This window comes from Spirillospora sp. NPDC029432, from assembly GCF_040703975.1.
Lineage (GTDB): Bacteria > Actinomycetota > Actinomycetes > Streptosporangiales > Streptosporangiaceae > Spirillospora.
The window spans coordinates 19,333-43,382 of the sequence record NZ_JBEZWH010000048.1; the positions used below are offsets into that span (position 1 = coordinate 19,333).

Genomic DNA, 24,050 nt, shown 5'->3' on the forward strand with positions numbered 1-24,050 from the left:
CCTCCGCGCGGCGGTGCGGCACGCGAACGGTCATCGCGGGCTCGGGCCGGGGGAGAATCCCCGGCCCGGGCCCCTCCGCGTCTTCACGCCGCGGGCCGGGGAACGCCGATGTCAGGAGCCGATCGCCTCTTTGATGATCTGTGGTTTTAGTGGCCGGGCGACAGGTTCAGAAATGCCATGTGAAGTCATGGAATTCGAGGTCCCGCACATTCAGGGTGGTCCTGTCGGCGGCTCCGCTCGCGGCCGCGCTCCTGGTCCCGGCCGCGGCCGCGCCGGCGGCGGGGGCGCCCGCCTGGTGCGCGCCCGGGCCCGGGCTGCGGGCCGCCGCGCTGCCGCGGGTGGTCGACCTCCGCGCGTGCGACCTGCGCGGCAAGCTGGTCAAGGGGTCGAACGGGGCGGCCGTGACCGTGCCCAGGGACGGCGGCTCGGTCGCCGTGCACACGCTGCGCCGCGACGGCGCCACGACCCTGGAGATCCGGGTGGATCCCGAGGCCCGTACCGCGACCGTCGGCGAGGGCGTCTCCCGGCTGCCGGAGGGCCGCCCGCGCCACGTGCGCACCGCCGCCGGCGCCTGCGCCGACAGCGGCCGCAGACTCGGAACGAGCAGATGGCGCCGCGGCTCGACGGTCTCCTGGCGCTACTACCGCGGCACCGTGAAGGACAGCGGGCTGAGCGCCCGCCGCGCCGCCCGGGCCGTACGGCGGGGCGTGGCCGGCGCGTTCGGCGTGCGGACCGACTGCGTCAAGGGCGCCCGGAGCTACCGCCCCAAGCCCGACATCCGGCAGCGGTACGCGGGCACCACGGCGAAGCGGCCGAACGTCGGCCCCGCCGGCGCCTGCGAGGCCCGCGACGGCGTCAACGCCTTCGGCTGGGACAGCCTCGCCCGGCTGGAGGAGGACGCGCTCGCGGTCACCTGCTTGTGGCACCGCGCGGGCCGCACGCTGGAGAGCGACATGGCCGTCCAGACCCGCGGCAAGCGCTGGTGGACGCCCCGCGAGCCGCGCCGGGGCGGCCCGCAGCCCGTACCGGGGTGCCCGTCCGGGCGGTACGAGGCCGTCGCGGTCGTCACCCACGAGACGCTGCACGCGCTCGGCCTCCGGCACATCGAGGGCAAGCGGCACGAGTGGCTGTCGATGAGCCCGTTCGTCCACCTCTGCGACGACCGCGCGGCCACCCTGGGCAAGGGCGACCACCGCGGCCTCATCGAGCTCTACGGCGCCCGCCGCTGACCGCGCCGCCGCCTGCTTCAGACGAGCTTCAGCAGCCGCGCCAGCGCGGACCCCTTGTTGCCGCCGGGCGCCAGGTCCTTGGCCGCGTACCCGAACAGGTAGTGCAGGATCCGGTCCCGCGCCTCCTGGTACTGGAGGTAGGACGGCGTGTCGAACAGCGCGGGGTCGTCGAGGTCGGTCGGCACGTGGTACGGCCGCGTCACCAGGGCCCGCCGGGGCGGCGGCGGGGCCGGCGGGGCGGGCGTTCCGGTCGCCAGTGCCGCGCCGGCCGCCGCCGGGATCCGGAACTCCGGCCCCGAATGCGCCGGGGAGCCGGGCGAGGGCGGGAACAGCGGTTCGGGCACCGAGGTGTCGCTGGAGAAGAACCCGGGATGGGCGAGCGTGAACGAGACGGTGTGGATCGTCCGGGACCGCCCGCTCACCGGATCGGTGCCGGTGGCCGAGTCGGCGCACAGGTCGACCGTCGTCGAGTGCGCCAGCTCGAAGGAGTACCGGACCCGCTGCGCGGTGACGACCAGCCGCGGGGCCAGGTCCTTCCAGCCCTTCGGCTCGGCCAGCCCGCCGCGGTGCCGGCCGAGCCCGTCGGCCAGCACGCGGCCGAAGGCGTTGTCGATGCCGTCGTCGGCGAGGAACTCGGCCAGCCGGGCGGGATCGGCGCCCTCGATCGGGTGGATCCGCGACACCAGCCGGATCCGCTCCCCGGACGGGTGCGCCTTCACCACGCTGCGGCCCTTGACGGTGAGGCGGAACGTGCCCTTCTCGTCGGTGTTGACCTGCCGGCGGCGGAGGACGACGGCGTACCGCAGCAGGGTCAGCGAAGGGACGTCGTAGTACGTGTCGGTGCACCGCCGGATGTGCTCGGCCGACATCAGCTCGACGTTGAGCTGCCGCAGGTCGCGCGGCCGGGCGAACAGCGCGCGCAGCTGCGCGACGACCGAGACGTGCTGCTCACCGCTGATCAGGAACTCCGACTGCGCCTCCAGCGAGGTCGACATCTCCATCCCGGGCTGGAGGACGTCCCGGAACGCCCGGTAGACGGGCCGGTTCTCGCGCAGCGGCTCGCCCGCGTGCCACGCGGGCTTCGGCACGGTCTCCGACTCCTTCAGGTCCTCGACCGTGATGGGGCGCAGGTCGATGCGGCCGGACCCGTTCTTCTGGTCGAGGCCGCCGCTGTAGTGGCCGGGCTCGTTGCGGCCCGTCTTGTTGTCCCACCATTCGGCGGTGAGCCCGGCCTGCGGCAGGACCTCCAGGACGGCCTCGCGCGCCGACACCTGCGCCGACCTCCGCACGCCGAGGAGCTTGGCGAGCTGGTTCCAGGTGTAGGACGCCGAGAACGTGCAGACGTTCTGGTCGGGCGGCGGGGTGAGGATGGCGACGGTGTCCAGCCGGCGCCCGGCCGGGCCGTCCAGCGTGACCAGGATCAGGTCGTGCGGGCGGGCCACATGGCCCAGGTTGCACAGCACGGTGACCTGGAAGCTCAGCCCGTCCTCGTTGACGCCGTACCCGTTGACGATCAGGCGGGCCAGCTCGGTGAACCGGTGGTCGCGGGAGAACAGCGGCGGCGTGACCATCGGATGGTTGGACACGTCCGCGCCGAAGACCAGCTGCCGGGCCCGCTCGCGGCGGCGGCGCAGGAACGCCGGGGTGCGCCGGTCGGCGTGCTGCGACGGCTCGGCCGCCGCGTCGTCGGAGTGCACGGCGTACGCGACGTCGCGGCCGGGGGCGACCCGGCCGGCCGCCATCGACGGCGGGACGGGGGCGGCGGGCGGGGCGGGGACCACCGCCCAGCGCCGGTACACGGTCATCCCGCTGACCAGGTCGCGGACGCCCGCGCAGCGGTAGTACACGTACCCGCCCGGACTGATCTCGGACCCTGCGACGACGGTGTCGCCGACTGCGGGGATCCACACCTCTGTGCCGGGGGGCAGCGGGGGGTTGGTCCTGCCCACCTGAGCCGGCGTGGGGGTCGCCATGGCTGTCTCCCGATTCGTCACCGGCGGGACCGCCGGACACGCTGTCGGAACGGACCCGGCCGTACGGGCCGGCGGGGGAGCGGAAGGAGGGAAGGGCCGGCCGGAAGGATCGGCCTTCGCACGGCCGCGCTCCGGTACGGGAACAGGCCGCTGAGAGGAAGCCTCGCAGGCCCCGCGCCGCCTCGCGGGGGATCGTTTCCGCCCCATGCTCCAGTGTCACCGATGGGTACGGTCCAAGTGCGCGGCGAACCGGGCCGCGGCCGGTTCCGGCCGCGTTTTCGAAAACGCGAATGCGGGCCCGGCCGAAATGGCGTGCACGTGCATTTCAGCGCGGTTGTTGTTTCCGCGGCCAGGGGCCGTCACGCGCTCCGTTCCGCGACGACTTCCGCCAGCAGCTCCGCGGCCCGCTTCCGCTCGGCGGCGTTCTCCTCGTCGCCGTCCGGGTCGGCGGACTCGGCGAGGGCGCGCCGCAGCGCCGCCGCCGCTCCGCCGTGGTCGGCGAGCCCGTACCGCAGCCGCCCGGCCAGCAGCTCGCAGCGGGTGACGAACGCCCGGTCGCCGGTCTCCCGGAACGCCTCGGCCGCCCGCGCCGCCTCGGCGGAGGCCTCGTCGAGGCGGTCGTGGGCGGCCAGGATCCGGGCGGTGTCGTACCGCAGGACCGCCGACTCCCACGCCCCGCGCTCGGCGTCGCCGTCCGGGAACCGCTCGGCGACCCGCCCGGCCCGTTCCGCCGTGGCCAGCGCCGTGTCGACGTCGCCCGCCCAGCAGTGCGCGAGCGCGGCCTGCCGCAGGCACACCGCCTCCTCGAACGCGTTGCCCGCCGCGGCGTAGTGGTGGGCGGCGGCCGTGTACCGCTCGGCGGCCTCCTCGTCGCGGTCCTCGGCCGACAGGACGCCGCCCGCCTGCCGGTCCAGCCGCCCGAGGATCGCCGGATCCGCCGTCCGGGCGGCCATCTCCGCCAGCCGGTCGAGCGCGTCGCCGGGCTGGTCCAGGTCCGGGTACGCGCAGGCCAGCACCCAGCGGGCCTGCATGCCGGTGTACTCGGCGTCGTCCTCGGGGGAGATGTCGGGCAGGGCCTCCTCGGCGCACTCGGCCGCGTCCAGGGCCCGGCCGACGGTGAGGTACGCCGTGGCCAGGTCGACCCGCGCGTGTGTGGCCAGCCGGGTCTGGCCCAGGGCGGTGAACCGCGCGGTGGCCTCGATGAACGCGCCGATCGCGTCCCCGGCGCGGCCGGAGTTCAGCAGCTCGTCGCCGCGCCTGGCGTGGCCGAGGGCCTCGTCCAGCGCGTCCTCTTCCGCCGCCATCTGCGTCGCCGTCTCCGCTTCCGACTCGCCCTCGGCCGGTGCGGGGGCGGGCTGGACGGCGGCGGCCTCGGCGAGTTCCTTGCGGCGGGCGGCGAGCGGCGTCAGCGGCAGCTCGGGGACGATCGCGCGCGTCTCCAACGTCGCGCGCACCCGGTCACCGACGTGGGTGTTGCCGTGCCGCGCGTCGTACCGGGCCGCCAGCTCCGCCGCGTCGCGGGCGAAGTCGTCGCGCAGCTCCGCGAACGTCCACTCCTCGTCCTCGTCCTCCGGGAAGTCGGGGTTCGCCGGCCAGAACAGCACCTCGCCGCCGCGCCCCTCGTCCGCCAGCGCGCCGAACACCATCGCCGCCGCGGCCGCCAGCTCCAGCTCGTACATCGTGGTCGGCGTGCCCTCGAACAGCACCAGGTCCCGCTTGACGATCGACAGCGCCCGCTCGGTGTTGCCGGAGAGCACGCAGAAGACGAGGTGCTGCGCGACGTCGCTCTCGCTGTCGTGGTCGAGCCCGCGGTAGGCGAGCCGGTGCGCGTCCCGCGCCTCGTCCAGGTCGCCGACGCGCAGGTGGCACGACTGGAGGACGTGCAGCGTCTCCGCCGGCTGGATGCCGGTGTCGCACGGGAGCTCGCCGCTCAGGATCGGCCGCGCCAGCTCGATCGCCTCGGCGTCGCGGCCGCGGTTCGCCAGGAAGCGGACCTGGAACGTCGCCAGGCACGCCGGGCACGCGTAGTCGGCCGCCTCGCGGTGCCGCAGCTCGGCGAGGGAGCGCTCGCCCGCCTCCCGGTCGCCGGACAGGTCCGCCAGCAGCAGCCGGAGCGAGTGGACGGTGTGCAGGTCGTCGCGGTCGGGCCGGCAGCGCCGCTCCATGTCGTCGAACACGCCGTTGACCAGCCGCAGCGGGTACTCCACCATCAGGCTCAGCACGATCCCCTGCGCCGCGAACTGCCGCCACAGCCCGTCCAGCAGGTAGTCGTCGAACAGGTCCGGGTGCCTGCCGTACAGGGCGACGTTGCGGGTGAACGCGGTGATGACCGCGTTGACGTCCTCGGTGTCCTGCGCCAGCGCGATCAGCGCGTCCACCAGGACCAGCCGGGCCTCGATCTCGATGTCGAGCAGGGCGGCGGCCTCCGCCCACCGGAGGACGTCCTGGACGGCGCCCACCTTCGCCTCGCCCTCGGGCATCTCCTCCGCGTCGGCGAGCAGCTCGCGCAGCTCCTCCGGGGAACGGGTCATCGGTCGTCCTCCGCGTCGTTGTCGTGCACGGCCCACTCGACGAGGCCCAGGAACGAGCGGTTCAGCGCCGCCGTGTCGGCCGCGCGCATCGGGTGGTGGCCCTGCAGGAGCGCGTGCCCGTACAGCGCCTCGACGACGAGGCGGACGAGCAGCGGGTCGGTCAGCGCGACCACCCGCCGTACCAGCGGGCTGTCGTGGTTGAGGATGAGCTGCGGGCGGGCCGGCTCCGGCGGCGGGGCGCCCGCGATCCCGTCGAGGCCGTCGAGCATGTCGGCCCAGGCCCCGTCGGCGGACTCCGCCGCCGCCCGCCGCTCCGCCTGCCGGACGGCCTCGTGGCCGGCCAGGTAGAGGGCGGGCAGCGCGACCGGCTGGAACGCGCGGACGACCGGCTCGCAGCCGAGCCGGTCCAGCGCGCGCCGCGCGTGCTCCAGGAACCGCTGGACGGCGGGCTCGGCGGCCGGGTCGAGCGGGTCCATCCGGGTGGCCAGCTCGGCGGGGTCCAGCCGGCGCACCTCGATCTCCGGGTCGAGCAGCGGCAGCCGGTTGAGGATCTCGGCGAGGTAGGAGTACCCGGCGTTCACCAGCCCGACGCCCTGCGCGGTCGCGACCTGCGCGAACTGGCGGAACTCGTCCACGCTCGGCGCGTACCGGACGGTGCCGTGCCGCCGCCGGAACTCGGCGAGCGTCATGTCGCCGTCGCCGGTCTCGACCGGCATCCAGCGGTCCACCAGCCGCAGCATCTCGACGTCGTGCACGGCCAGCGCCTTCACGCCGAGGTGGTGCACGGACAGGAACCCGTTCAGCCGGGCCGGGCTCGTCGCCGCGAGGCCGACCAGCCACGCCCGCAGCTGCGCGCCGAGCGCCTCGCGGGTCTCCTCCAGCAGGTCGTCGGCGTACAGCTGCTCCCGGTCGGCGGTCGGGCGCAGCTCGCTCGTGTCGACGACGCAGCGGGCGAAGAACGCCCAGTCCGGCAGCAGGCCCTCGACGCGCTCGCCGAGCAGCATCCGCTTGAGGTAGACGCGGTGGGACGCGCGGGCGCTCGCGGGCAGCGGCGTGGGCAGCACGAACGCGACCCCGGTCAGCCCGGCCGCCGGGACGTTCAGGTCGATGACGTCGAACGGCCGGAACTCCAGCGTCTCCTCGGCGTACTTCAGCAGCGCCTCGCGGCGGGCGCGCGGGTCGGCGTACTCGGCCCGCCAGGGCGGCGGGCCCGCGGTCACCGGCCGGTCGCCGACCCTGACCGGGTACGGCAGCAGCGAGCCGAAGTCGGCGGCCAGCCGGGTGACGGTGGCGTCCGACAGCCAGTGCTCGGATCCGCGCCGGGGCCGCAGCACGACGGTGGTGCCCGGTTCGTCCCGGGGTTCGGCGGGCTCGACGGTGTAGTGGCCCTCGGCGTGGCCCGTCCAGCGGACGGTGTCCCCGCCGTCCGCGCTGCGCGTCACCACCTCGACCTCGTCGGCGACGAGGAAGCACGACAGCAGCCCGATGCCGAACTGGCCGAGGAACCGCTGCCGGGAGAACCCCAGCTCGTCCCGCTTGGACGAGCGGCCGATGGTGGCGAGCAGCTCGTGCACCTGCGCCTCGGTGAGGCCGATGCCGTTGTCGAGGACGTGCAGCGAGCCGTCCCCGGTGACCGACGGCGGCCGGATCAGGATGCGCGGATCGGCCGGCGGCCGCGCGCTGAGCGCGTCCACCGCGTTCTGCAGCAGCTCCCTCAGGTAGGCGCGCGGGCTCGGGTAGAGATGCCGCCCGAGCAGGTCGATGATCCCCCGCAGATCGACGCTGAAGCCGTGACGCACCGGTGGCCGCCTCCCGCCCGTAGAGCCCCATGGTTACCAATGGGGATAAACCATGCCGTAAGGGACGGTGGCTCGGCAGCCGGATTCCGATGATCTCCGATCTCCACGCCCCCGCATCCGCCATCCGGCATCCGGTAAATTTGTGACATTCGGCCCTGGATGGACGCAGGATAATGACTCCGCGCCCGGATCGCCGTAACCTGGGGTTCGACGGAGAACTCCGCCATGTCGCGCGTGCCCCAAGGGAGAAGACGGTGCCAACGCAGGCGGAACGTTCGGCGACGACGCACCGGCGGCTGCTGGAGGCCGCGGTCGAGTTGTTCGCCGCGAAGGGATACCAGAGCACGACCGTTGCCGAGATCGGAGCCCGCGTCGGGCAGAGCCGCGGTGCCGTCACGCTGCACTTCGGCTCCAAGGACGGGCTGCTGTCGGCCATCGTCGAGATCCTCACCGACGAGTGGGAGGAGGGCGCGTTCCTGCCCAGCCTCGAAGAGGGCGCCGGCAGCCTGGAGGACGCGATCGACGCGGCGCTCCGCGCGCACCGCACGGCCCTGGAGGAGGACCCGACCTTCTTCGCCCTCTACGACGCGCTGCTGTACGAGGCCATCGGCCCCGCCTCGCCCATCCGCGCCGAGTTCGCCGCCCTGCACCGGCGGCTGCGCGAGCGGATCGCCCAGCACGTCGAGACGGGCCAGAAGGAGGGCCTCGTCCAGCCGGACGTCGACCCCGAGGGGCTGGCGATCTGGCTGCTCGGCTCGCTGCGCGGCATCGTCCACCAGTACCTGATCGAGTCCAAGGCCCTGGACCTGGACGCCGCGTACGCCGAACTGCGCCACGCGATGCTGGCCCGCCTGGTCGTCACCGACACCACCGACACCACTGACACCGCCCAAGCCACCGGCGCCGCCGCCGCGGACACCGCACCGGCCGCGAGCCCGTGATCCCGTTCCGCATCGACGTCCCCGAGGACGACCTGGCGGATCTGCGCGCGCGGCTGGAGCGGACGCGCTGGCCCGAGCCCGAGACGGTGGACGACTGGTCGCAGGGCGTACCGCTCGGTTACCTACAGGACCTGTGCCGGTACTGGGCGCGGGAGTACGACTGGCGGGCGGCCGAGGCGCGCCTCAACGCGCTGCCGCAGTTCCGTACCAGGATCGGCGGGCTGGACGTCCACCTGGCGCACGTGCGGTCGCCGCACCCCGGCGCGTTCCCGCTGGTCCTCACCAACGGCTGGCCCGGCTCGCTCGCCGAGTACCTGAAGGTCGCCGGGCCGCTGGCGGACCCGCCCGCGTACGGCGGCGACGCCGCGGACGCCTTCCATCTCGTCCTCCCGACCCTGCCCGGCTACGGCTTCGGCGGCAAGCCGGACCGCACCGGCTGGGACGTGCACCGCGTCGCCCGCGCCTGGCTCGAACTGATGGGCCGCCTCGGGTACGAGCGGTACGGCGCGCACGGCAGCGACTGGGGGACCAGCGTCACGACCCTCATGGCCCGGCGCGACCCCGCGCGGGTCGCCGGCATCCACCTCAGCCCGCCCCTCGCCGCGCCCGACCCGGCGACGTTCGGCGACCTCACCGAGGGGGAGCGGGCGGCGCTCGCCGACCTCGAACGCGCCGCGGAACGGGAGGACGGCTACTCGGCGCAGCAGTCGACCCGGCCGCAGACGCTCGGCTACGGCCTGGTCGACTCGCCGGCCGCGCAGTGCGCCTGGATCGTGGAGAAGTACCGGGCCTGGTCGGACTGCGACGGCCATCCCGAGAACGTCTTCACGCGGGACGAGCTCCTCGACAACGTGATGCTGTACTGGCTGCCCCGCACGGGCGCGTCCTCCGCCCGCCTCTACTGGGAGAGCATCAGGGAAGTCCAGGGATGGTTCACCGAGGCGACGCCGGACACCGTGACCGTCCCGGCCGGATGCTCGGTCTACCCCAAGGAGGTGCCCCGCCCCTCGCGGCGCTGGGCGGCCCGCCGCTACACCGATATCCGCTACTGGAACGAACCGGAGAAGGGCGGTCATTTCGCCGCGTCCGAGCAGCCCGAAACGTTCGTGAACGAGCTGCGCGCGTTCTTCCGCCTGATCCGGTAGCGGCTCAGCGGGCGTCGGCGGGGGTGTCGGAGGGGGTGTCGGAGAGCGCGGCGGCGACGGCGGCGGCCGCGTGCTCGACCGCCGCCACGCCCGCGGCCATCGACGGGTGGCGGTCGGAGACGACCGCGATCAGGAGGTCGCGGCCGCCGGCGCGGACGCGGCCGACGCTGTTGACCGTCCAGGCGCCGCCGTCCACCTCGCGCGGCAGCCAGCCGTTCTTGAGCGCGACCGCCGCGCCGCCCGCGGCCGCGGCGCTCACGCCCCACGCCTGCTCGGGCGCCACCTCGCCCATCAGGTCCAGGACGTACCGGCGGTTCCGGCCGGTCAGCGGGCCGCCGCCGGACGCGAGCGCGGCCAGCAGCCGGACCTGGTCGGCGGCGCTCGTGGTGGTCGCGCCCCACGCCGTACCCGGGCCGGGCTCGGTGTCCTCCAGCCCGAGCCTCCTCCCGGCCTTCGCCAGGCCGGGGCCGCCGCCGATCGCGTGCCAGAGCGCGGTGGCGGCGTCGTTGTCGCTGACCGTGATCGCCCGTTCGGCCAGGGAGCGTTCGGCGGCGGTCAGCGACCGGTCCTCGCGTTGCGCCTGGAGCAGCAGCGCCATGACGATCTCGACCTTGACGATGCTGGCCGTGGCGGTCCGCAGCCGCGGCTCGTACGAGAACGCGAGGCCCGATTCCAGGTCGCGCACCGCCACCGATAGCCGGCCCTGCCGGTCCTCCAGGTAGCGGTCGAGGGAACGGGCGAGCCGCTCGCGCCGCTCCGCCGTGAGCACCGGCGGGGACGGATCGGGCGGAACGGGCGTCAGCGTCACGGGGACCTCGGGGCCGGGGACGGGGACGGGCACCGCCCCATCATGCAGGCTCGGCGGCACCGCCGGCGCGGCGGCGATCAGCGCCGCGCAGGCCGCGGTGACGGCCGCCGCCGCGGCCCGGCGGAGCGGTGTTCGGGGTCGCATGGCGGCGAGTCTCGCGAGGCGCGCGTTACCCCCGTGTTTGCCGCCGCACGCCCACCGGCCGCGCGCGAGTCAATCCGTTCGCGCGGGGAATTGCCGACCGGCGACGCAAATATGGCGGTCTTTTTCACCGGCACGCTCTTTTCCGTGCCCGGTTCGGGTAGGTCCGTGCAAAGTTCAAGGTTCCTCCGGCGCCTTCGACGCCCCGGAGGACGGGGCCGCACGTGTGACCGGCCCGATGTGATCGGAGGGGGCAGTGGACCATGAGGAACAGCCGGTGCCGCTCGGAAGAACGCGCGAGGTCCTGGTGGCGGGCCTGCACGCCGACTTCGCCGAGGTACCCGTCGAGACCGTGCGACGCTGCATAGACGACCTCTGGAGCTGTTGCGTGCATCTCGGCATCCGGCCCGAGGCGGAGACCATCGAGGGTCTCGCCCTGTCCCGGCTCTCCGGGATCGTCAAGGGAACGAAGCGTCCCGTATCCGCGCCGACAAGAGAAAAGACCGATGAAAAAGACCACCGTGCAAGGCCTGCGGACCAGGACCGAACGAGGCTTCGTCGTTCTCACGCTGCCACCCGAAACGGGCTGGCACAACTATTCGGCGATCCGGGAGGCCCTGTGCGAGGCACTGACCGCGGAGTCGGCGCGGAACCCGTCCGGGCTGGTCGTCGATCTCACTGACACCATCCTGCTGGACGCGGCCGGGCTGGTGCTGCTGGCCCGCACGCAGACCCGGGCGAACCTGCTCGGCCGGACGCTGCGGATCGTCGTCCCGGCGACCGCGCTGCGGACCCGGCAGGCGCTGCACGTCACCGGGCTCGCGCGGCTGGTGCCGATGTACCCGCACCTGGAGTCGGCGACCGTACCGCCGCCCGCGCGGCCGCACCGCCGCCGCGCCGCGGCCGACGGCACGCACGTCCTGGACGCGATCCGGGCGCTGTACCCGGACGACAACCGGCTGTCGCTGTACCTGCCGGACACCGAGTTAACGATCGAGACGGCGCCCGCGCCCGACGACGGCCACCTCATGGTCTCGGTCGGCGGGGTGCTGGACGAGGTCACCACCAGCCAGCTCGGCGAGGCGCTCACCTCGATGATCGAGCGGAACGCGCACCACCTCATGGTGAGGATGCACGACCGGATCCGGGTCCGCTGCGACCCGTTCCCGGTGCTGCTCGGCATCCGCTGGCGGGCCAGCGCGGAGGGCGGCTGCCTGTCGCTGGCGGGCGTCCCGCCGCGGCTGCGGCAGATCATCGACCGGGAGGGGCTGCGGTCGGCGTTCCAGTCGTGCCGCCGCCTCGCCGTCCCGGCCCCGGCCGCCGCGCCGGCCGGGGGCACGCTGACCGCGCTGTGACACCGCGCGCCCCCGCGCCCGCCCCGCCGCGGGCACGGGGGCGCGCCCATGATTTCCCGCGTTGCGCAGGGGGTACTCCGTAGCGCATGGGGCGAGCGTCAGGACGTGAGCGGATGCTGGCCGGCCTGCTCGGCGCCAGCCACCGGTACACGTTCGAGAGCCTGCCGCGGATCGCCGCGGAGCAGGCCGCCCACGCGGGCCTCGACGGGCTCCTCATCTACCTGGCCGACCTCCAGGAGGAGTCGCTCTTCCTGGTCACCGGCAAGGGCCTGGACGCCAACGCCGACCCCGGCGACGAGCCGGGCGAGATACCGGTCTCCGGAACGGTCCCGGGCCGCGCGTTCCAGCACGGCGAGATCGTCCCGGCCGCGCGCGACGGCGCCCCCGCGCCCCGGTGGTGGATCCCGCTGCTGAACGGCACCGAGCGCCTCGGCGTCCTGCGCGTCAGCACGGACCTCAAGGGGGACCTCGCGGTCGGGCTCATGCGGGAGCTGGCCGGCGCGATCGCCGTCCTGATCACCGCGAAGCGCGACGTCAGCGACGCGCACGCCCGGCTGATCCGGCGCCGGCGGATGAACGTGGCCGCCGAGATGCAGTGGCACCTCATCCCACCGCGGACGTTCGCCACCGACCGGGTCGTGATCAGCGCCGTGCTGGAACCCGCGTACGAGATCAGCGGCGACGCGTTCGACTACGGCGTCAGCGGCGAGACCGTCCACCTGAGCATCTTCGACGCCATGGGCCACGACGCCGCGTCCGGCCTCACCGCCAACCTCGCCGTCGCCGCCTGCCGCAACCACCGCCGCCAGGCGACCGACCTGACCGGCACGGCCGAGCACATCGAGGAGGTGCTGTGCGAGCAGTTCGAGGACCGGTTCGCCACCGGCATCCTGAGCGTCCTCGACTCCTCGACCGGCCGGCTGAGCTGGCTCACCCGCGGCCACCACCCGCCGGTGATCATCCGCAACGGCCGCACCCTCCGCCTGGAATGCCCGCCGGCGCCCCCGATGGGCCTCGGCCTCGGCATCTCCGGCACCGTCTGCCACGACCAGCTGGAGCCGGGCGACCGCCTGGTCCTCTACACCGACGGCATCACCGAGGCCCGCAGCCCCGAGGGCCGCGAGTTCGGCCTCGACCGCTTCATCGACTTCCTCGTCCGCCACGAGGCCGACGGCCTGCCCGTGCCCGAGACCCTGCGCCGCCTCATCCGCCACCACCTGGACTACCACGACGGCCACCTGAACGACGACGCCACCGTCCTCCTCCTCGAATGGCACGGCCCTGCCCCGTTCCACGCCGGCGAGGCCGAGGCGCTCGTCGGCCTCCCCTGAGAACCGGCGCGACTGTGTCGGCCGACACAATGGCGCGGTTCGTCGCGCATTAGCCTCGTCGGCAAAGCACCCACGCAGCGAGGGACCGACGTGGCGAGCTTTGCGGAACACGCGAGATTCGGCGGCGACGCCGTGGGCCGGGACAAGGTCGTGTACATGGGCGGCGACCCGCCGCTCGCGCCTCCCCGGGAACTCCCGCTGGACATCCACGGGTTCTCCGGCCGCAGCGACAGCCTCGCCCGCCTCGGCGGCCTCGTCGACGAGAACCGGCGCTCGCGGTCGCCGCTCATCATCGCGATCACCGGGATGCCGGGCGTGGGCAAGACGGCGCTCGCGGTCCACTGGGCCCACCTGATCGCGGACCGGTTCACCGACGGCCACATCTTCATCGACCTGCGAGGGCACTCCGACCGCGCCGCGCTCACCTCCCGCGAGGCGCTGAGCCGGGCGCTGCGCGCGCTGAACGTTCCGGCGAGCCGGATCCCGGCGGACGAGGGCGAGCTGACCACCCTGTACCGGTCGCAGCTCGCCCGCAAGCAGATCCTGATCGTGCTGGACGACGCCGCGTCCTTCCAGCAGGTCCACCCGCTCATGCCCGGCAGCCCGTCCTGCGTGGTCGTGGTGACCGCCCGCGACGAGCTGGCCGGCCTGGTCGCGCACGACCACGCGCGGACCGTCCCGCTGCACCCGCTCCCCGCGGGCGAGGCCCTCGAACTGATCCGCACGGTCGCGGGCCCCGAACGGACCGACGCCGAGCCCGAGGCGGCCCGGCGGCTGGTGCACATGTGCGGCGGGCTGCCGCTGGCGCTCAGCGTCGCCGCGGCGAACCTGGCCACCCGCCCGCAGCAGTCGGTGGCCGAGGCGGTACGGACGCTGGACCGCGGCGACCGGCTGTCCAACCTCACGCTCGGCCGGGACATGGACGGGGCCGTCGGAGCCGCGTTCGACCTGTCGTACCGCGGGCTCGACCCCGGCCTGCGCGCGGCCTTCCGCCTCCTCGGCCTGATCGAGGGGCCGACCTTCACCCCGCAGGCGACCGGCGCGCTGCTCGCCGTCACCCCCGGCGCCGCGGCGCGTGTCCTCGGCCGGCTGGAGGACGCCAACCTCGTCCAGGCGGTCGCCTCGGACCGCTACCAGCTCCACGACCTCCTGCGGGAGTACGCGCGCGGCCGCGCCGAGGAGGAGGACGAGCGCGTCGTGCGCGAATCCGCCCTCGAACGCCTGGCCACCTGGTACCTCACCCGGGCCCAGCAGGCGGGCCGCTTCCTCGACCGCTACCGCCGCACCATCGGGCAGGAGCTCGCGGGCCCGCCGACCGGCGCGGACCCGGCCGAGCGGGCCCGCCATCTCGACTGGTTCACCGCCGAGCACCTCAACCTGATCGAGGTCGTCGGGCAGACGTCGCGGCTGGGGTGGGACGAGCTGACCTGGGAGCTGGCCGACGCGGTCTACGACTTCTTCGAGCTGCGCCGCTACAGCCACGAGAACATCGCCGTCCACCGGCTGGGCCTGGCGGCGGCGGAACGGCGCGGGCATCTGCCGTCGCAGTTCTTCATGCGCCACCACCTGGCGGTCGTGTACCGGTGCCTAGGCCGGGCGCGGGAGGCGTTCGCCGAGGCCGAGCAGGCCCGCCGGCTGAGCCGGCAGGTCCGCGACCGCTACGGCGAGGCCGCGGCGCTCGACAACACCGCCCGGATCCATCTGCACCTCAGCGAGTACCGCGAGGCGCTCGCCACCGCGCGGACCGCCCTGGCCATCCGCCGGGAGATCGGGGACCGGCACGGCGAGGCGACCACGCTGGACACCACGGCCCGCGGGTTCCAGGGGCTCAGCGAGTACCAGCGCGCGTTCGAGTGCGCCGCCGCCGCGCTGGACATCCGCCAGGCCATCGGGGACGTGCGCGGCGAGGCGGAGGCGCTCGACATCATCGCCCGCGTCTACTCCGCGTGGGGGCGGTCGTCGCTCTCGCTCCGCTACGCCAGGGAGTCCCTGGAGAAGCGCGGCGTGATCGGCGACCGGCACGGGGAGGGCGAGGCGCTCGCCTTCATCGGCCACCTGCACATGTGGCTCGGGCGGTACCCGGAGGCGCTGGACTACGTGGAACGCGCCCTCCGCATCCGCCGCGCGATCTGCGACCGGCACGGCGAGGCCGAGGCGCTCGTGTACCTCTCGACCATCCTGCGGCGCCTCGGCGACCATGATGGGGCCATCCGGGCGGGGCTGGAGGGGCTCGACATCCACCAGGAGCTTGAGGACAGGCACGGGGAGGCCGAGGCGCTCAACAGCCTCAGCCGCAGCTTCCGCCGCAAGAAGGACTACGAGCGGGCGCGGGTGGACGCCGAGCGGTCGCTGCAGATCTCCCGCTCGATCGGCGACCGCTCCGGCGAGGCGACCGCGCTCAACGCGCTCGCGCTCGTCGCGCACTGGCAGGGGGCGCAGGGCACGGCGCGCAAGGGCGCGACACGGTCGCTGCGGCTGCGCCGCCGGATCGGCGACCTGCGCGGCGAGGCCAACTCCCTCGACCTGCTCTGCAAGGTCTACCTGGAGCTGGGGCTGCTGGAGAAGGCGCGCAGGACGGCGCTGCGGGCGGGCGACATCGTGGCCGCCGTCGAGGACAACTACGGCCAGGTGGTGACGCTCCACGCCCTGGCCGAGATCACCGCCGAGATCGGCGATCGCGACGAGGCGGTGCGCAACGCGCGCAAGGCCATCGACCTCGAACGCAATCTGGGCGTGCGCAGCCGGCGCAACAAGACCCGGCGGCTCTACAAAGAGATTCTCTGAATCACCGGTCCATTGTGAGAATCTCTGGCAACGGGATGCCGATGGCGTTCTAACGACAACGCGGTTGTATGTGGTCGAAAAGCGCGGACACCCCCGCCGGCGCCACCGGCCGAAGCGAGGCCATATTTTAATCGGAAGATAACCTGTGAGCGGCGTTCGCTGTGGTTGTATTGGCGTCGCCATCCACAGTCGCCTGTGTCCCGGCGTTCCGGCCAGAGCCGTTTGTGACAGGGCCGCATCGAGGAAACGAAAAGTGGCCCGTCAAGCCTGGTGTGAAATTCTGGCGAAGCACTACCGGCACAAGTCGGTCAAGCTGCTCCGCAGCATGCGCCGCTACAGCCTGCATTTCCTCTACCGCCACGACGGGGACCGCGCCGGCGGGGACCGCTACGTCCTCTCGCAGGTCCGCCGGGAGCGCTCGCGCGTCCCGTTCCGGCTCCAGTTCGAGATCATCGACCGGTTGAGCCGCGGCGACGGCACGATCATGGTCCGGCGGATGCTGCCCTGCGCCGAACCGTGCACCGACCCGGCGCGGCGCTGGGTGGACGACGGCACGCACTACTGGTTCGTCAGGTCGTACACCGAGCACGACCCGGAACCGGACTGGCACGACCCGCGGCTGGTCAGCGCCTCCGCCCGCCAGCTGGCCCGCATCCATGAGGCCGCCATGGGGTTCCCCGGGCGCCTCGGAGAGCTCCGCCGCGACATCGCCCCGTACCACTGGCCGGTCCGGCGCGTCCTGGACGATCGGGCCGCCTTCGTGGACGGCATGAGCGGGAACCGCTCAGAAGAGGACATCCTGGCGGTCAAGCGCAACCTCGCGGAGCTGGACGAGCAGGCCGCCGCCGGGCTCCGCCTCGGCCCGACCGGAATCACCCACCAGGACTACCGGCCCGGCAACATCCTGGTGAGGGACGGCGAGATCGTCGACGTCATCGACTGGGACCTGGCGCGCAAGGACCATTTCCTGTACGACGCGGTACTCGCCGCGTTCCACGTGGGCTGGTGCCGGACGGGGAACGGACGCCTGGACGCGGCCGAGCGGTTCATCGACGCCTACCTGAACGCGATCGACATCGGGATCGACAAGGCCGCGGTCGGGTGGATGTTCCGCTATGTCACCACACGGAATCTGGTGGTGAGCCATTCCCCCGAGAAATGGCGCGAACTTCTCCGCGACGTCGAACGGCGCGGGCAGGGTCACTGGCCGTACTGAATCTTGTCGCCGAGGACGAGGTCGCCCGCCACGTCCACGGGCCCCGCGAAGACCGTCCCCGTACCGGTACCCGCGGCGCTCCCGGGTGAAGGGCGGACGGCGTCGCCGCGCAGATGCAGGGCGCGGGCGCCGTGGGCGAAGTACATCCAGGCGGTCGTCTCGGTCTCCTTCACCTGGACCTCGACCTCCCGGTACGGCCGCGGATCGGCCGAGTGCCGGACGGCGCTGTCGTACACGAACCGCGAGGCGATGAAGCCGAGGTCCGCGCCCGTGGCCTCCAGCTCCTTCTTGAACGCGGGCGCGTCCAGCAGCCGCGCCGTCCGGATGAGCGCCTCACCGGAGACGCCGTTCCCGTCGGGGACGACCGGGCCGACGTCCAGCGCGACCCTGAGCTGGACGCGGACGCCCTCCGCCGCGCCGCGGTTGTGCCGGTCGACCCCTGCGGCGATATGCGGGATCAGCGGCTCGACCAGGGACGACGTCGGTACGGACGGCGGCACGACCATGAGCGTCCCGTCGCCGCGGTCCTCGCGGTAGACGGCGTCCCAGTCCAGCCCGGCGTCCTCGAACGCCTGCCGCAGCACCTCGTACAGCACCTGCCGTACGAGCAGGCGGTCCCGGTCGTCGCGGGACGGGTCGCTGAAGCGCGCGACGTCGGTGAACATGATCGAGCAGTTCTGCCCGCGCCAGCCGTACCGGGCGGGCGGCGTTGTGCCGCCCTGGAGGGCGTGCGCGTCGAGGACCGTGAGGCTGTACGGCGTGCGGCGGACGAGGCCGGTCCGCTCCCAGGCGTCCATGATCTGCTCGACGTCCGCGCGCGGGACGTCCGTGAAGTCCGCGATGTCCTGGCAGGTGACCGGCAGCGTCAGCCGGTGACCGCGCGGCAGGACGAGGCCGGCGAGATGGCCGGCGATCCGCTCCTCGGGCGCGGTCTCGCCGTACCGCTCCTCGGTCAGCCGCCCGTAGAGCTCCTTCTCCAGCAGCTCGTACACCCGCTCGTGGCCGTCGAGGAACCCCGCGAAGTCCACCGCCGGGACGATCAGCGCCTCCACCGTGTCCAGCGCGACGACCGTGGCGGACCGCGACCGCACCCGCAGCGCCGCGCGCTCGCCGACCAGGTCGCCCGGCCCGCGCAGGGCGATGATCCGCTCCCGGCCGGCCGCGCCGAGCGACACCTTCGTCCAGCCCGCCAGCACCACGATGACCCGCACCGCCGGGTCGCCCTCGCGGCACAGGACGTTGCCCGCCTCGAACGTGCCGCGCTCGGCCAGTCCGCCCAGCGCGCGCCGTTCCGGTTCACTGAGCGCCGGCCAGAAAGGCCGCGCCGCCACCTCGGATCCCATGGCCGCCCTCCCATCCCCCTCCGTGCCTATCACCGGGGCGGCCGCCCGGTCTGCGTCACGTGACACGCCGGGCGTCCGGTGTCCGGCCGGACACCGGACGGCGACACGCCGCGCGGCCCCGGCCGTCCCGCACCGTCCGGGACACCGCCCCTGGCCGGCGGGACACCCCGCGCGGTGGCCGGAATGGACCGGCACTGTCCGATCGCCTGGCGGGACGGCGGCCGGCCCTTGCAGCATCGATGCGCAGGAGGGATGCCGAATGGGAATCGAGAACGGGAATTCGCGGGGCGGCGACGGAGAGAGCCGCTACTGGAGGACGCGCACGCTCCTCGAATTCGCGAAATTCGGGCTGTGGGCCGCGTGGGAGGCGGTCAAGGGCCGCTTCTGAAGCGGCGGAGGCGCCCGCGCCGTGCCCGGCGCGGGCGCCCGTCAGCCGATGACCGGCGGCGACAGGTCCTGGTCGTCGCCCCAGATGCTGGAGTCACCGTAAAGGAGCGCGGGCCGTTCGGGAGTCTCCGCCGCCTCGTCCGGGGCGGCGTCCCGTTCGGCCGCCTCCTTGAGCAGGCGGTCCATCCGGCCCTCGAAGTCGTTCAGCATCTCGCCGATCGACTGCATCTTCCGTTCCAGAACGCGCTCGGCCTCGCGGTGCCGCTCCTCCAGCTGCCGGATGCCGTCCTGGAGGGCGGAGATGAACGAGCGCTCCGATTCCTCGCGCTCCTCGTCGGCCTTCACGACCTGGGCGCGGTGCTCGGAGATGAGCGATTCGAGCCGCGTGAGGCTCTGCTGGAGCTGCCCGTGGGACTCCAGCGCCGCGCGTTCCGCGCCGGCGATGATCCGGGACAGGCTCTCCTCGGACTCGGTGACCTGCCGCCGCAGGTGCTCCAGCCGCTCGACGGAGCCGTTGCGGGGCCCCTCCGCCAGGGCGACCCGCTCCCACGCCTGCCGCCAGGGGACGAGCCCTTCCGGAGGGACGCCGCAGGCCTGGACGAAGGTCAGCAGGACCATCTGGCTGGGCAGCCGCTTCCCGGACAGCATCTCGGAGACGGTCGTCCGGGCCAGCGGGTGGCCGCTGTTCTTCGCCGCCCACCGTTCGAGGGTGCGGAGCGACGGCTTTCCGGCTCTGGCGTGCAGCAGCCGCAGCGACTCGACGAGATCTTCCCTGCTCGCCGGCTCCGGTTCACTATTGAGCGGCGTCATTTCCACCCGGGGCCTCCGCATGCCGCGCTCATATGCCGACAGCATAGGGACGCGTCCGCCGCCCTGGGGCCGAACAAGGAGAACCGCCGAATCCGCGCACCATTTCTGTGCTATTTCCCTTTTGCAGGGAAAAGCGAGAAAGCCTCGGTGCTCAGACCTTGCGGAGCAGGCCGCCGTACTCGTAGATCGAGGGGTCCAGCGCCGAGCGCCCCACGTACTTCCGCAGCTCGGCCGGCACCGGGTCCAGCGCGGGCTGGCCGGGGTCGGGCCGCCAGTCCTTGACGTCGAGGAGGCCCGGCTCCACCCGCTCCAGAGCGGGCAGGATCGCCTCGACCTCCGCCACGGAACGCAGCCGCATCCCCATCCCGGCGGCGTTGAACCGGGCGTTCATCTCGGCGCGCTGCTCGTCCCGCGTGCACACCATCTGGCTGAACGCCAGGTGGCTGCCGGGCACCGCCCGCCCGATGATCTCGCCGAGCACCCCGGCCGGGTCATCCCCGTCCAGGAGGTGGTGGCCGACGGACAGGAACAGCATCCCCACCGGCCGCTCGAAGTCGATCAGCCGCCGCAGCCCGGGCTCCGCGAGCAGCGCCTCCTGCTCGCGGAAGTCGGCCTGGATCATCGTGGTGGTCTCGTCGGTGGTCAGCAGGGCGCGCCCGTGGGCGAGGACGATCGGATCGTTGTCGACGTACACGACGTGCGCCCCGGGGGCGAACGCCTGCGCCACCTGATGCACGTTGTTATTGGTCGGCAGCCCGCACCCCATGTCGATGAACTGCCGGATCCCCGCCTCCCGCACCATGTACCGGACGACCCGGTAAAGGAAGCGGCGGTTCTCCCGCGTGATGTCCACACCGGAATGGAACTGCTCCAGCATTCCGATGGTGAACTGCCGGTCCACCTCGAAATTGTCCTTGCCGCCCAGCATCCACCCGTACGTGCGCGCCGAGGTCGGCACGTCCTCGGGAATCTCCACCGGCGTGTGGTCGCCCATCACTCTGCCCTCCGGGAGAGAGCGTATCGGCTACAACGATCTTCGGACGGGGTTCCGGCGGCCTTCCTCCCCGCCCCGGATACGCGAAAAGGCCGGCCGCGCTCCCGCGCACCGGCCCTGGGCGCCCCCGGCAGGATTCGAACCTGCGACACCCGCTTTAGGAGAGCGGTGCTCTATCCCCTGAGCTACGGAGGCATGTCGTCGCTCGCCGGAAGAGCGTAGCGGACGGCACCTCACAGGGTAAGGGAAGCCGGGGGTGAACGCTCCTTCTTATGCGGGGGCCGGGGATCCGGGCAGGCGGCGGCCGGGCATCCGGGCATTAGGTGCGAGGGGGTGGAGGTCGGTACGCTTCGGTCCGTGCGGTCGAAGTGGGTGTACGTGATCGGCGGGGCGGTCGCCGTGCTCGTGATCGGCCTGGTCGTGGCGGGGGTGCGGGGCGGGTCGGAGTCCGCGCCGCGGCCGCAGGGCGTGCAGGCCGGGCCCAGTACGCCGAATCCGCCCGAGACGCATCCCACGCAGGGGGAGTACGTGCCGCCGCGGCCGGTGCCGACGCCGTCGGCGACGCGGGCGCCGCGGCGGGTGCGGCCCAGCGAGAGCGGGCCGGCGGGCCGGCCGGAGCGGCGGGCGCGGCGGGAGTGCCCGCGGCGGTGGAACGAGGTCCCGTTCCTCAAGCGGTGGTGCGAGCGGAACGGTTACCGGACTCGGTGAAGTCGTTCGGGAACATGTAGTAGCGTTCCTGCCGCTGTCGTGCTTTTGGGCATCAGGAGGAACCACTGTGCCAATCCCTCGGTCGGCGGTGCTGACCGCGGTCTTCCTGGTGATGGCCGTGGTCCTCGCACTCCCGGGTGGGGCCGCCGCGCGCGAGGATCCGGTGAAGGAGCTGCGCGCCGCCGCGTCCAAGGCGCGGAGTGAGCTGAAGAAGGCCACCGAGAAGATGGAGAAGCGCAAGAAGGATCTTGCGAGCTCCCAGGACAGGCTGCGGGACACGCTCAAGGACCTGGCCAAGGCGGAGGCGGATCTCCACCGGATCCGGGAGCCGCTGGCCAGGCTGGCGAACATGTCCTACCAGCAGCCCGGCGCGGCCGGGTCGATGTCGATCTTCGGTGGCGGGGACGCCGGCGAGGCGCTGCGGGCGACGGCCGACATCACGCACATCGCCAACGGGCAGCAGACGCTGGTGAAGCAGGCCGACGAGCTGCAGCGCCGGCGGCAGCGGCTGGCGTCGACGGCGCAGGACCTCCAGTCGCGGAACGCGGTGGAGCAGACGAAGCTGCAGCAGGAGATCGACGCGCTGAAGAAGCGGTCGGCGGAGCTCACCGCGCAGCTGTCGGGCAAGCTGAAGAAGCTGGAGGCCGACCGGGAGCGGCGGCTGCTGGCCAAGTGCGACCGGTCCGGCGCGGCCAACGCCAAGAACTTCCCCAACGGCCTGATCCCCGACCGGTACCTGTGCCCGCTCCCGCAGAAGGGCGAGCAGCTGCGCGCCGACGCGGCGATCGCGTTCTACAAGCTGAACGCCGCGTACAAGCGCCGGTTCGGCCGCGACATGTGCGTCACGGACTCCTACCGCAGCCTGCCCGACCAGCAGCGGGTGTACGCGCAGCGGCCCGGGTTCGCCGCGGTGCCCGGCACGAGCAACCACGGCAAGGGCCAGGCGCTGGACCTGTGCGGCGGCGTCGAGAACGCCAGTACGGCCCAGTTCAACTGGCTGGAGGCCAACTCGAAGAAGTACGGCTGGTTCCACCCGGCGTGGGCCTACAGCAACCCGTACGAGCCGTGGCACTGGGAGTTCGGCAGCGAGAGCGAGAGCTGAGCCGGGCCGTTCAGGACGCGTGGACGGTCAGCTCCGAGGTGCAGAACTTGCACCGCGTCGCCTTGACCGGGATGTCGCTCAGGCAGTGCGGGCAGGCCTTCTCGGTGGCCTCCTCGGCCTTGACCAGGCGCTCCAGGATCTTGCTCATCGGCAGCACGACCAGGAAGTAGACGACGGCCGCGACGATCAGGAACGAGATGAGCGCGGTGAGGAAGAGGCCGTAGGGGAACGTCGTCCCGTTCAGCGTGAACGCCAGGCCGTCGAAGTTGGGCTCACCGCCGATCAGCGCGATCAGCGGACCGATGAAGGACTTCACGAACGCGGTGACCAGCCCGCTGAAGGCGGCGCCGACGACGACCGCGACCGCCAGCTCCACCAGGTTGCCGCGGAAAAGGAACTTCTTGAAGCCGCTCATGGATCCTTCTGTGACTCGTGGTGACGGATGTGTCGCGCAAAGACATTACCAACCTTCCGTCATGCCGAGTACCAGGTGGGACGGGGCGGGCGCGCGGCCGGTGCGGGGCGCGCGCCCGCCCGCCGGTCAGGGGAGGGCGATGGGGAGGTCCATGCCGTCCAGGGAACGGGGGCAGGGGCAGCCGCGGTCGGCGGGCAGGGTCTTGATCACGTCGCCGACCAGGGCGCGGAGGCGCTCGATGTTGGCGGCGAAGACGCGCAGGACCTCCTCCATCGTGACGCCCTCGCCCTCCTCGATGCCCGCGTCCAGGTCGGTGACCAGGCAGAGCGGGGTGTAGCAGAGGGCGAGCTCGCGGGCCAGGACGGCCTCGGGGTGGCCGGTCATGCCGACGAGCGTCCAGCCCTGCGCGGCGTACCAGCGGGACTCGGCGCGGGTGGAGAAGCGGGGGCCCTCGATGACGACGAGGGTGCCGCCGTCGACCGGGGTCCAGCCGGCCTCGCGGGCGGTGGCGACGGCGGCGCGGCGGCCGGTGGGGCAGTACGGGTCGGCGAACGAGAGGTGGACCGCCGCGCCCTCGTCGTAGTAGGTCTGCGCCCGGCCGGAGGTGCGGTCGACGAGCTGGTCGGGGACGGCGAGCGTGCCGGGCCCGTGGTCGGGGGTCAGCGAGCCGACGGCGCTGGGGGCGAGGACCTGGCGGACGCCGAGGGAGCGCAGCGCCCACAGGTTGGCGCGGTACGGGATCCTGTGCGGCGGGTAGCGGTGGTCGCGGCCGTGCCGGGGGACGAACGCGACGCGGCGCCCGTGCAGCTCGCCGATCGCGATCCGGTCGCTGGGCGGCCCGAACGGGGTGTCGATCTCGACCTCCTCGACCCGGTCGAGGAAGGAGTAGAAGCCCGAGCCGCCGATCACTGCGAGATCGGCGGCGGGGGCGGACGCGGAAGGCTGGGACATGGCGCCGACCCTAACGACGTCCCCGAACCCGCCGGGAGCCCCCCGGCGAATTGTGGATAACGGGCGGGGCCCGGGCGACGGCGCCCG

The 24,050-nt window shown here is 73.2% G+C and carries 19 protein-coding genes and 1 tRNA gene; 10 read left to right on the top strand and 10 right to left on the bottom strand.

The window, feature by feature from the left end; genetic code table 11:
- Window positions 1-215: 215 nt before the first annotated feature.
- On the top strand, window positions 216-1,229 hold the full coding sequence (locus tag AB0881_RS29480) for a hypothetical protein (RefSeq protein ID WP_366622041.1): 1,014 nt from the start codon (window positions 216-218) through the stop codon (window positions 1,227-1,229).
- A 17-nt stretch (window positions 1,230-1,246) separates the two neighbouring features.
- On the opposite strand, the gene AB0881_RS29485 is transcribed toward AB0881_RS29480, so the two are convergent.
- The 3 genes from AB0881_RS29485 to AB0881_RS29495 all read right to left on the bottom strand — a co-directional run bounded on the left by AB0881_RS29485 (window position 1,247) and on the right by AB0881_RS29495 (window position 7,532).
- A complete protein-coding gene (locus AB0881_RS29485) occupies window positions 1,247-3,202 on the bottom strand; it encodes a hypothetical protein (protein WP_366622043.1) in 1,956 nt (651 codons plus the stop codon).
- Between the two features lie 359 nt (window positions 3,203-3,561).
- Window positions 3,562-5,733 carry a hypothetical protein gene (locus tag AB0881_RS29490; protein WP_366622044.1) on the bottom strand — a complete coding sequence of 724 codons (2,172 nt, stop codon included), beginning with the start codon at window positions 5,731-5,733 and terminating at the stop codon, window positions 3,562-3,564.
- Window positions 5,730-7,532 carry an HSP90 family protein gene (locus AB0881_RS29495; RefSeq protein WP_366622046.1) on the bottom strand — a complete coding sequence of 601 codons (1,803 nt, stop codon included), beginning with the start codon at window positions 7,530-7,532 and terminating at the stop codon, window positions 5,730-5,732. Before AB0881_RS29495 ends, AB0881_RS29490 begins: the two co-directional genes overlap by 4 nt.
- Window positions 7,533-7,786: 254 nt before the next feature.
- Here AB0881_RS29495 and AB0881_RS29500 point away from each other — a divergent pair, with 254 nt between their 5' ends.
- Both AB0881_RS29500 and AB0881_RS29505 read left to right on the top strand, forming a co-directional pair.
- Entirely contained in the window at window positions 7,787-8,473 is a 687-nt protein-coding gene (locus tag AB0881_RS29500; protein ID WP_366622048.1) for a TetR/AcrR family transcriptional regulator, read from the top strand.
- Window positions 8,470-9,618: an epoxide hydrolase family protein gene (locus AB0881_RS29505; RefSeq protein ID WP_366622049.1), complete on the top strand. Its 1,149-nt coding sequence runs from the start codon at window positions 8,470-8,472 to the stop codon at window positions 9,616-9,618. The genes AB0881_RS29500 and AB0881_RS29505 overlap by 4 nt, the downstream gene beginning before the upstream one ends.
- Before the next feature lie 4 nt (window positions 9,619-9,622).
- Here the strand turns inward: AB0881_RS29505 and AB0881_RS29510 are convergent, their stop codons facing one another.
- Entirely contained in the window at window positions 9,623-10,570 is a 948-nt protein-coding gene (locus AB0881_RS29510; protein WP_366622050.1) for a serine hydrolase, read from the bottom strand.
- A 503-nt stretch (window positions 10,571-11,073) separates the two neighbouring features.
- On the opposite strand from AB0881_RS29510, the gene AB0881_RS29515 reads away from it, so the two are divergent.
- From AB0881_RS29515 to AB0881_RS29530, 4 genes are all read left to right on the top strand, one after another.
- Window positions 11,074-11,922: an STAS domain-containing protein gene (locus AB0881_RS29515; protein ID WP_366622052.1), complete on the top strand. Its 849-nt coding sequence runs from the start codon at window positions 11,074-11,076 to the stop codon at window positions 11,920-11,922.
- A gap of 86 nt (window positions 11,923-12,008) precedes the next feature.
- Window positions 12,009-13,253 (top strand): PP2C family protein-serine/threonine phosphatase, encoded by a 1,245-nt coding sequence (locus AB0881_RS29520; protein WP_366622053.1) that lies wholly within the window; start codon window positions 12,009-12,011, stop codon window positions 13,251-13,253.
- A 90-nt stretch (window positions 13,254-13,343) separates the two neighbouring features.
- Window positions 13,344-16,037: a tetratricopeptide repeat protein gene (locus AB0881_RS29525; protein WP_366622055.1), complete on the top strand. Its 2,694-nt coding sequence runs from the start codon at window positions 13,344-13,346 to the stop codon at window positions 16,035-16,037.
- Window positions 16,038-16,290: 253 nt separating this feature from the next.
- Window positions 16,291-17,253 carry a phosphotransferase gene (locus tag AB0881_RS29530; protein ID WP_366622057.1) on the top strand — a complete coding sequence of 321 codons (963 nt, stop codon included), beginning with the start codon at window positions 16,291-16,293 and terminating at the stop codon, window positions 17,251-17,253.
- Here the strand turns inward: AB0881_RS29530 and AB0881_RS29535 are convergent.
- Window positions 17,238-18,596 (bottom strand): Crp/Fnr family transcriptional regulator, encoded by a 1,359-nt coding sequence (locus AB0881_RS29535; RefSeq protein ID WP_366622059.1) that lies wholly within the window; start codon window positions 18,594-18,596, stop codon window positions 17,238-17,240. The two genes, AB0881_RS29530 and AB0881_RS29535, sit on opposite strands and share 16 nt — an antisense overlap.
- A 259-nt stretch (window positions 18,597-18,855) precedes the next feature.
- On the opposite strand from AB0881_RS29535, the gene AB0881_RS29540 reads away from it, so the two are divergent.
- A complete protein-coding gene (locus AB0881_RS29540; protein WP_366622061.1) occupies window positions 18,856-18,984 on the top strand; it encodes a hypothetical protein in 129 nt (42 codons plus the stop codon).
- Window positions 18,985-19,025: 41 nt separating this feature from the next.
- Here the strand turns inward: AB0881_RS29540 and AB0881_RS29545 are convergent, their stop codons facing one another.
- The 3 genes from AB0881_RS29545 to AB0881_RS29555 all read right to left on the bottom strand — a co-directional run bounded on the left by AB0881_RS29545 (window position 19,026) and on the right by AB0881_RS29555 (window position 20,982).
- Window positions 19,026-19,799 (bottom strand): hypothetical protein, encoded by a 774-nt coding sequence (locus tag AB0881_RS29545; RefSeq protein WP_366622063.1) that lies wholly within the window; start codon window positions 19,797-19,799, stop codon window positions 19,026-19,028.
- Window positions 19,800-19,944: 145 nt separating this feature from the next.
- Entirely contained in the window at window positions 19,945-20,787 is an 843-nt protein-coding gene (locus AB0881_RS29550) for an SAM-dependent methyltransferase (RefSeq protein WP_366622064.1), read from the bottom strand.
- Between the two features lie 122 nt (window positions 20,788-20,909).
- Window positions 20,910-20,982: transfer RNA gene (locus AB0881_RS29555), tRNA-Arg, on the bottom strand.
- Between the two features lie 162 nt (window positions 20,983-21,144).
- Here AB0881_RS29555 and AB0881_RS29560 point away from each other — a divergent pair.
- Both AB0881_RS29560 and AB0881_RS29565 read left to right on the top strand, forming a co-directional pair.
- Window positions 21,145-21,495: a hypothetical protein gene (locus AB0881_RS29560; RefSeq protein WP_366622065.1), complete on the top strand. Its 351-nt coding sequence runs from the start codon at window positions 21,145-21,147 to the stop codon at window positions 21,493-21,495.
- Window positions 21,496-21,562: 67 nt separating this feature from the next.
- Window positions 21,563-22,597, top strand: coding sequence for a D-alanyl-D-alanine carboxypeptidase family protein (locus tag AB0881_RS29565; protein WP_366622067.1), 1,035 nt, complete (start codon window positions 21,563-21,565; stop codon window positions 22,595-22,597).
- A gap of 10 nt (window positions 22,598-22,607) precedes the next feature.
- Here the strand turns inward: AB0881_RS29565 and mscL are convergent, their stop codons facing one another.
- Complete coding sequence (gene mscL / locus AB0881_RS29570) at window positions 22,608-23,012, bottom strand: large conductance mechanosensitive channel protein MscL (RefSeq protein WP_366622069.1); 405 nt, start codon at window positions 23,010-23,012, stop codon at window positions 22,608-22,610.
- Window positions 23,013-23,138: 126 nt separating this feature from the next.
- Window positions 23,139-23,963, bottom strand: a complete 825-nt coding sequence (locus tag AB0881_RS29575; protein WP_366622071.1) for an S-methyl-5'-thioadenosine phosphorylase — start codon at window positions 23,961-23,963, stop codon at window positions 23,139-23,141.
- Window positions 23,964-24,050: the final 87 nt, after the last annotated feature.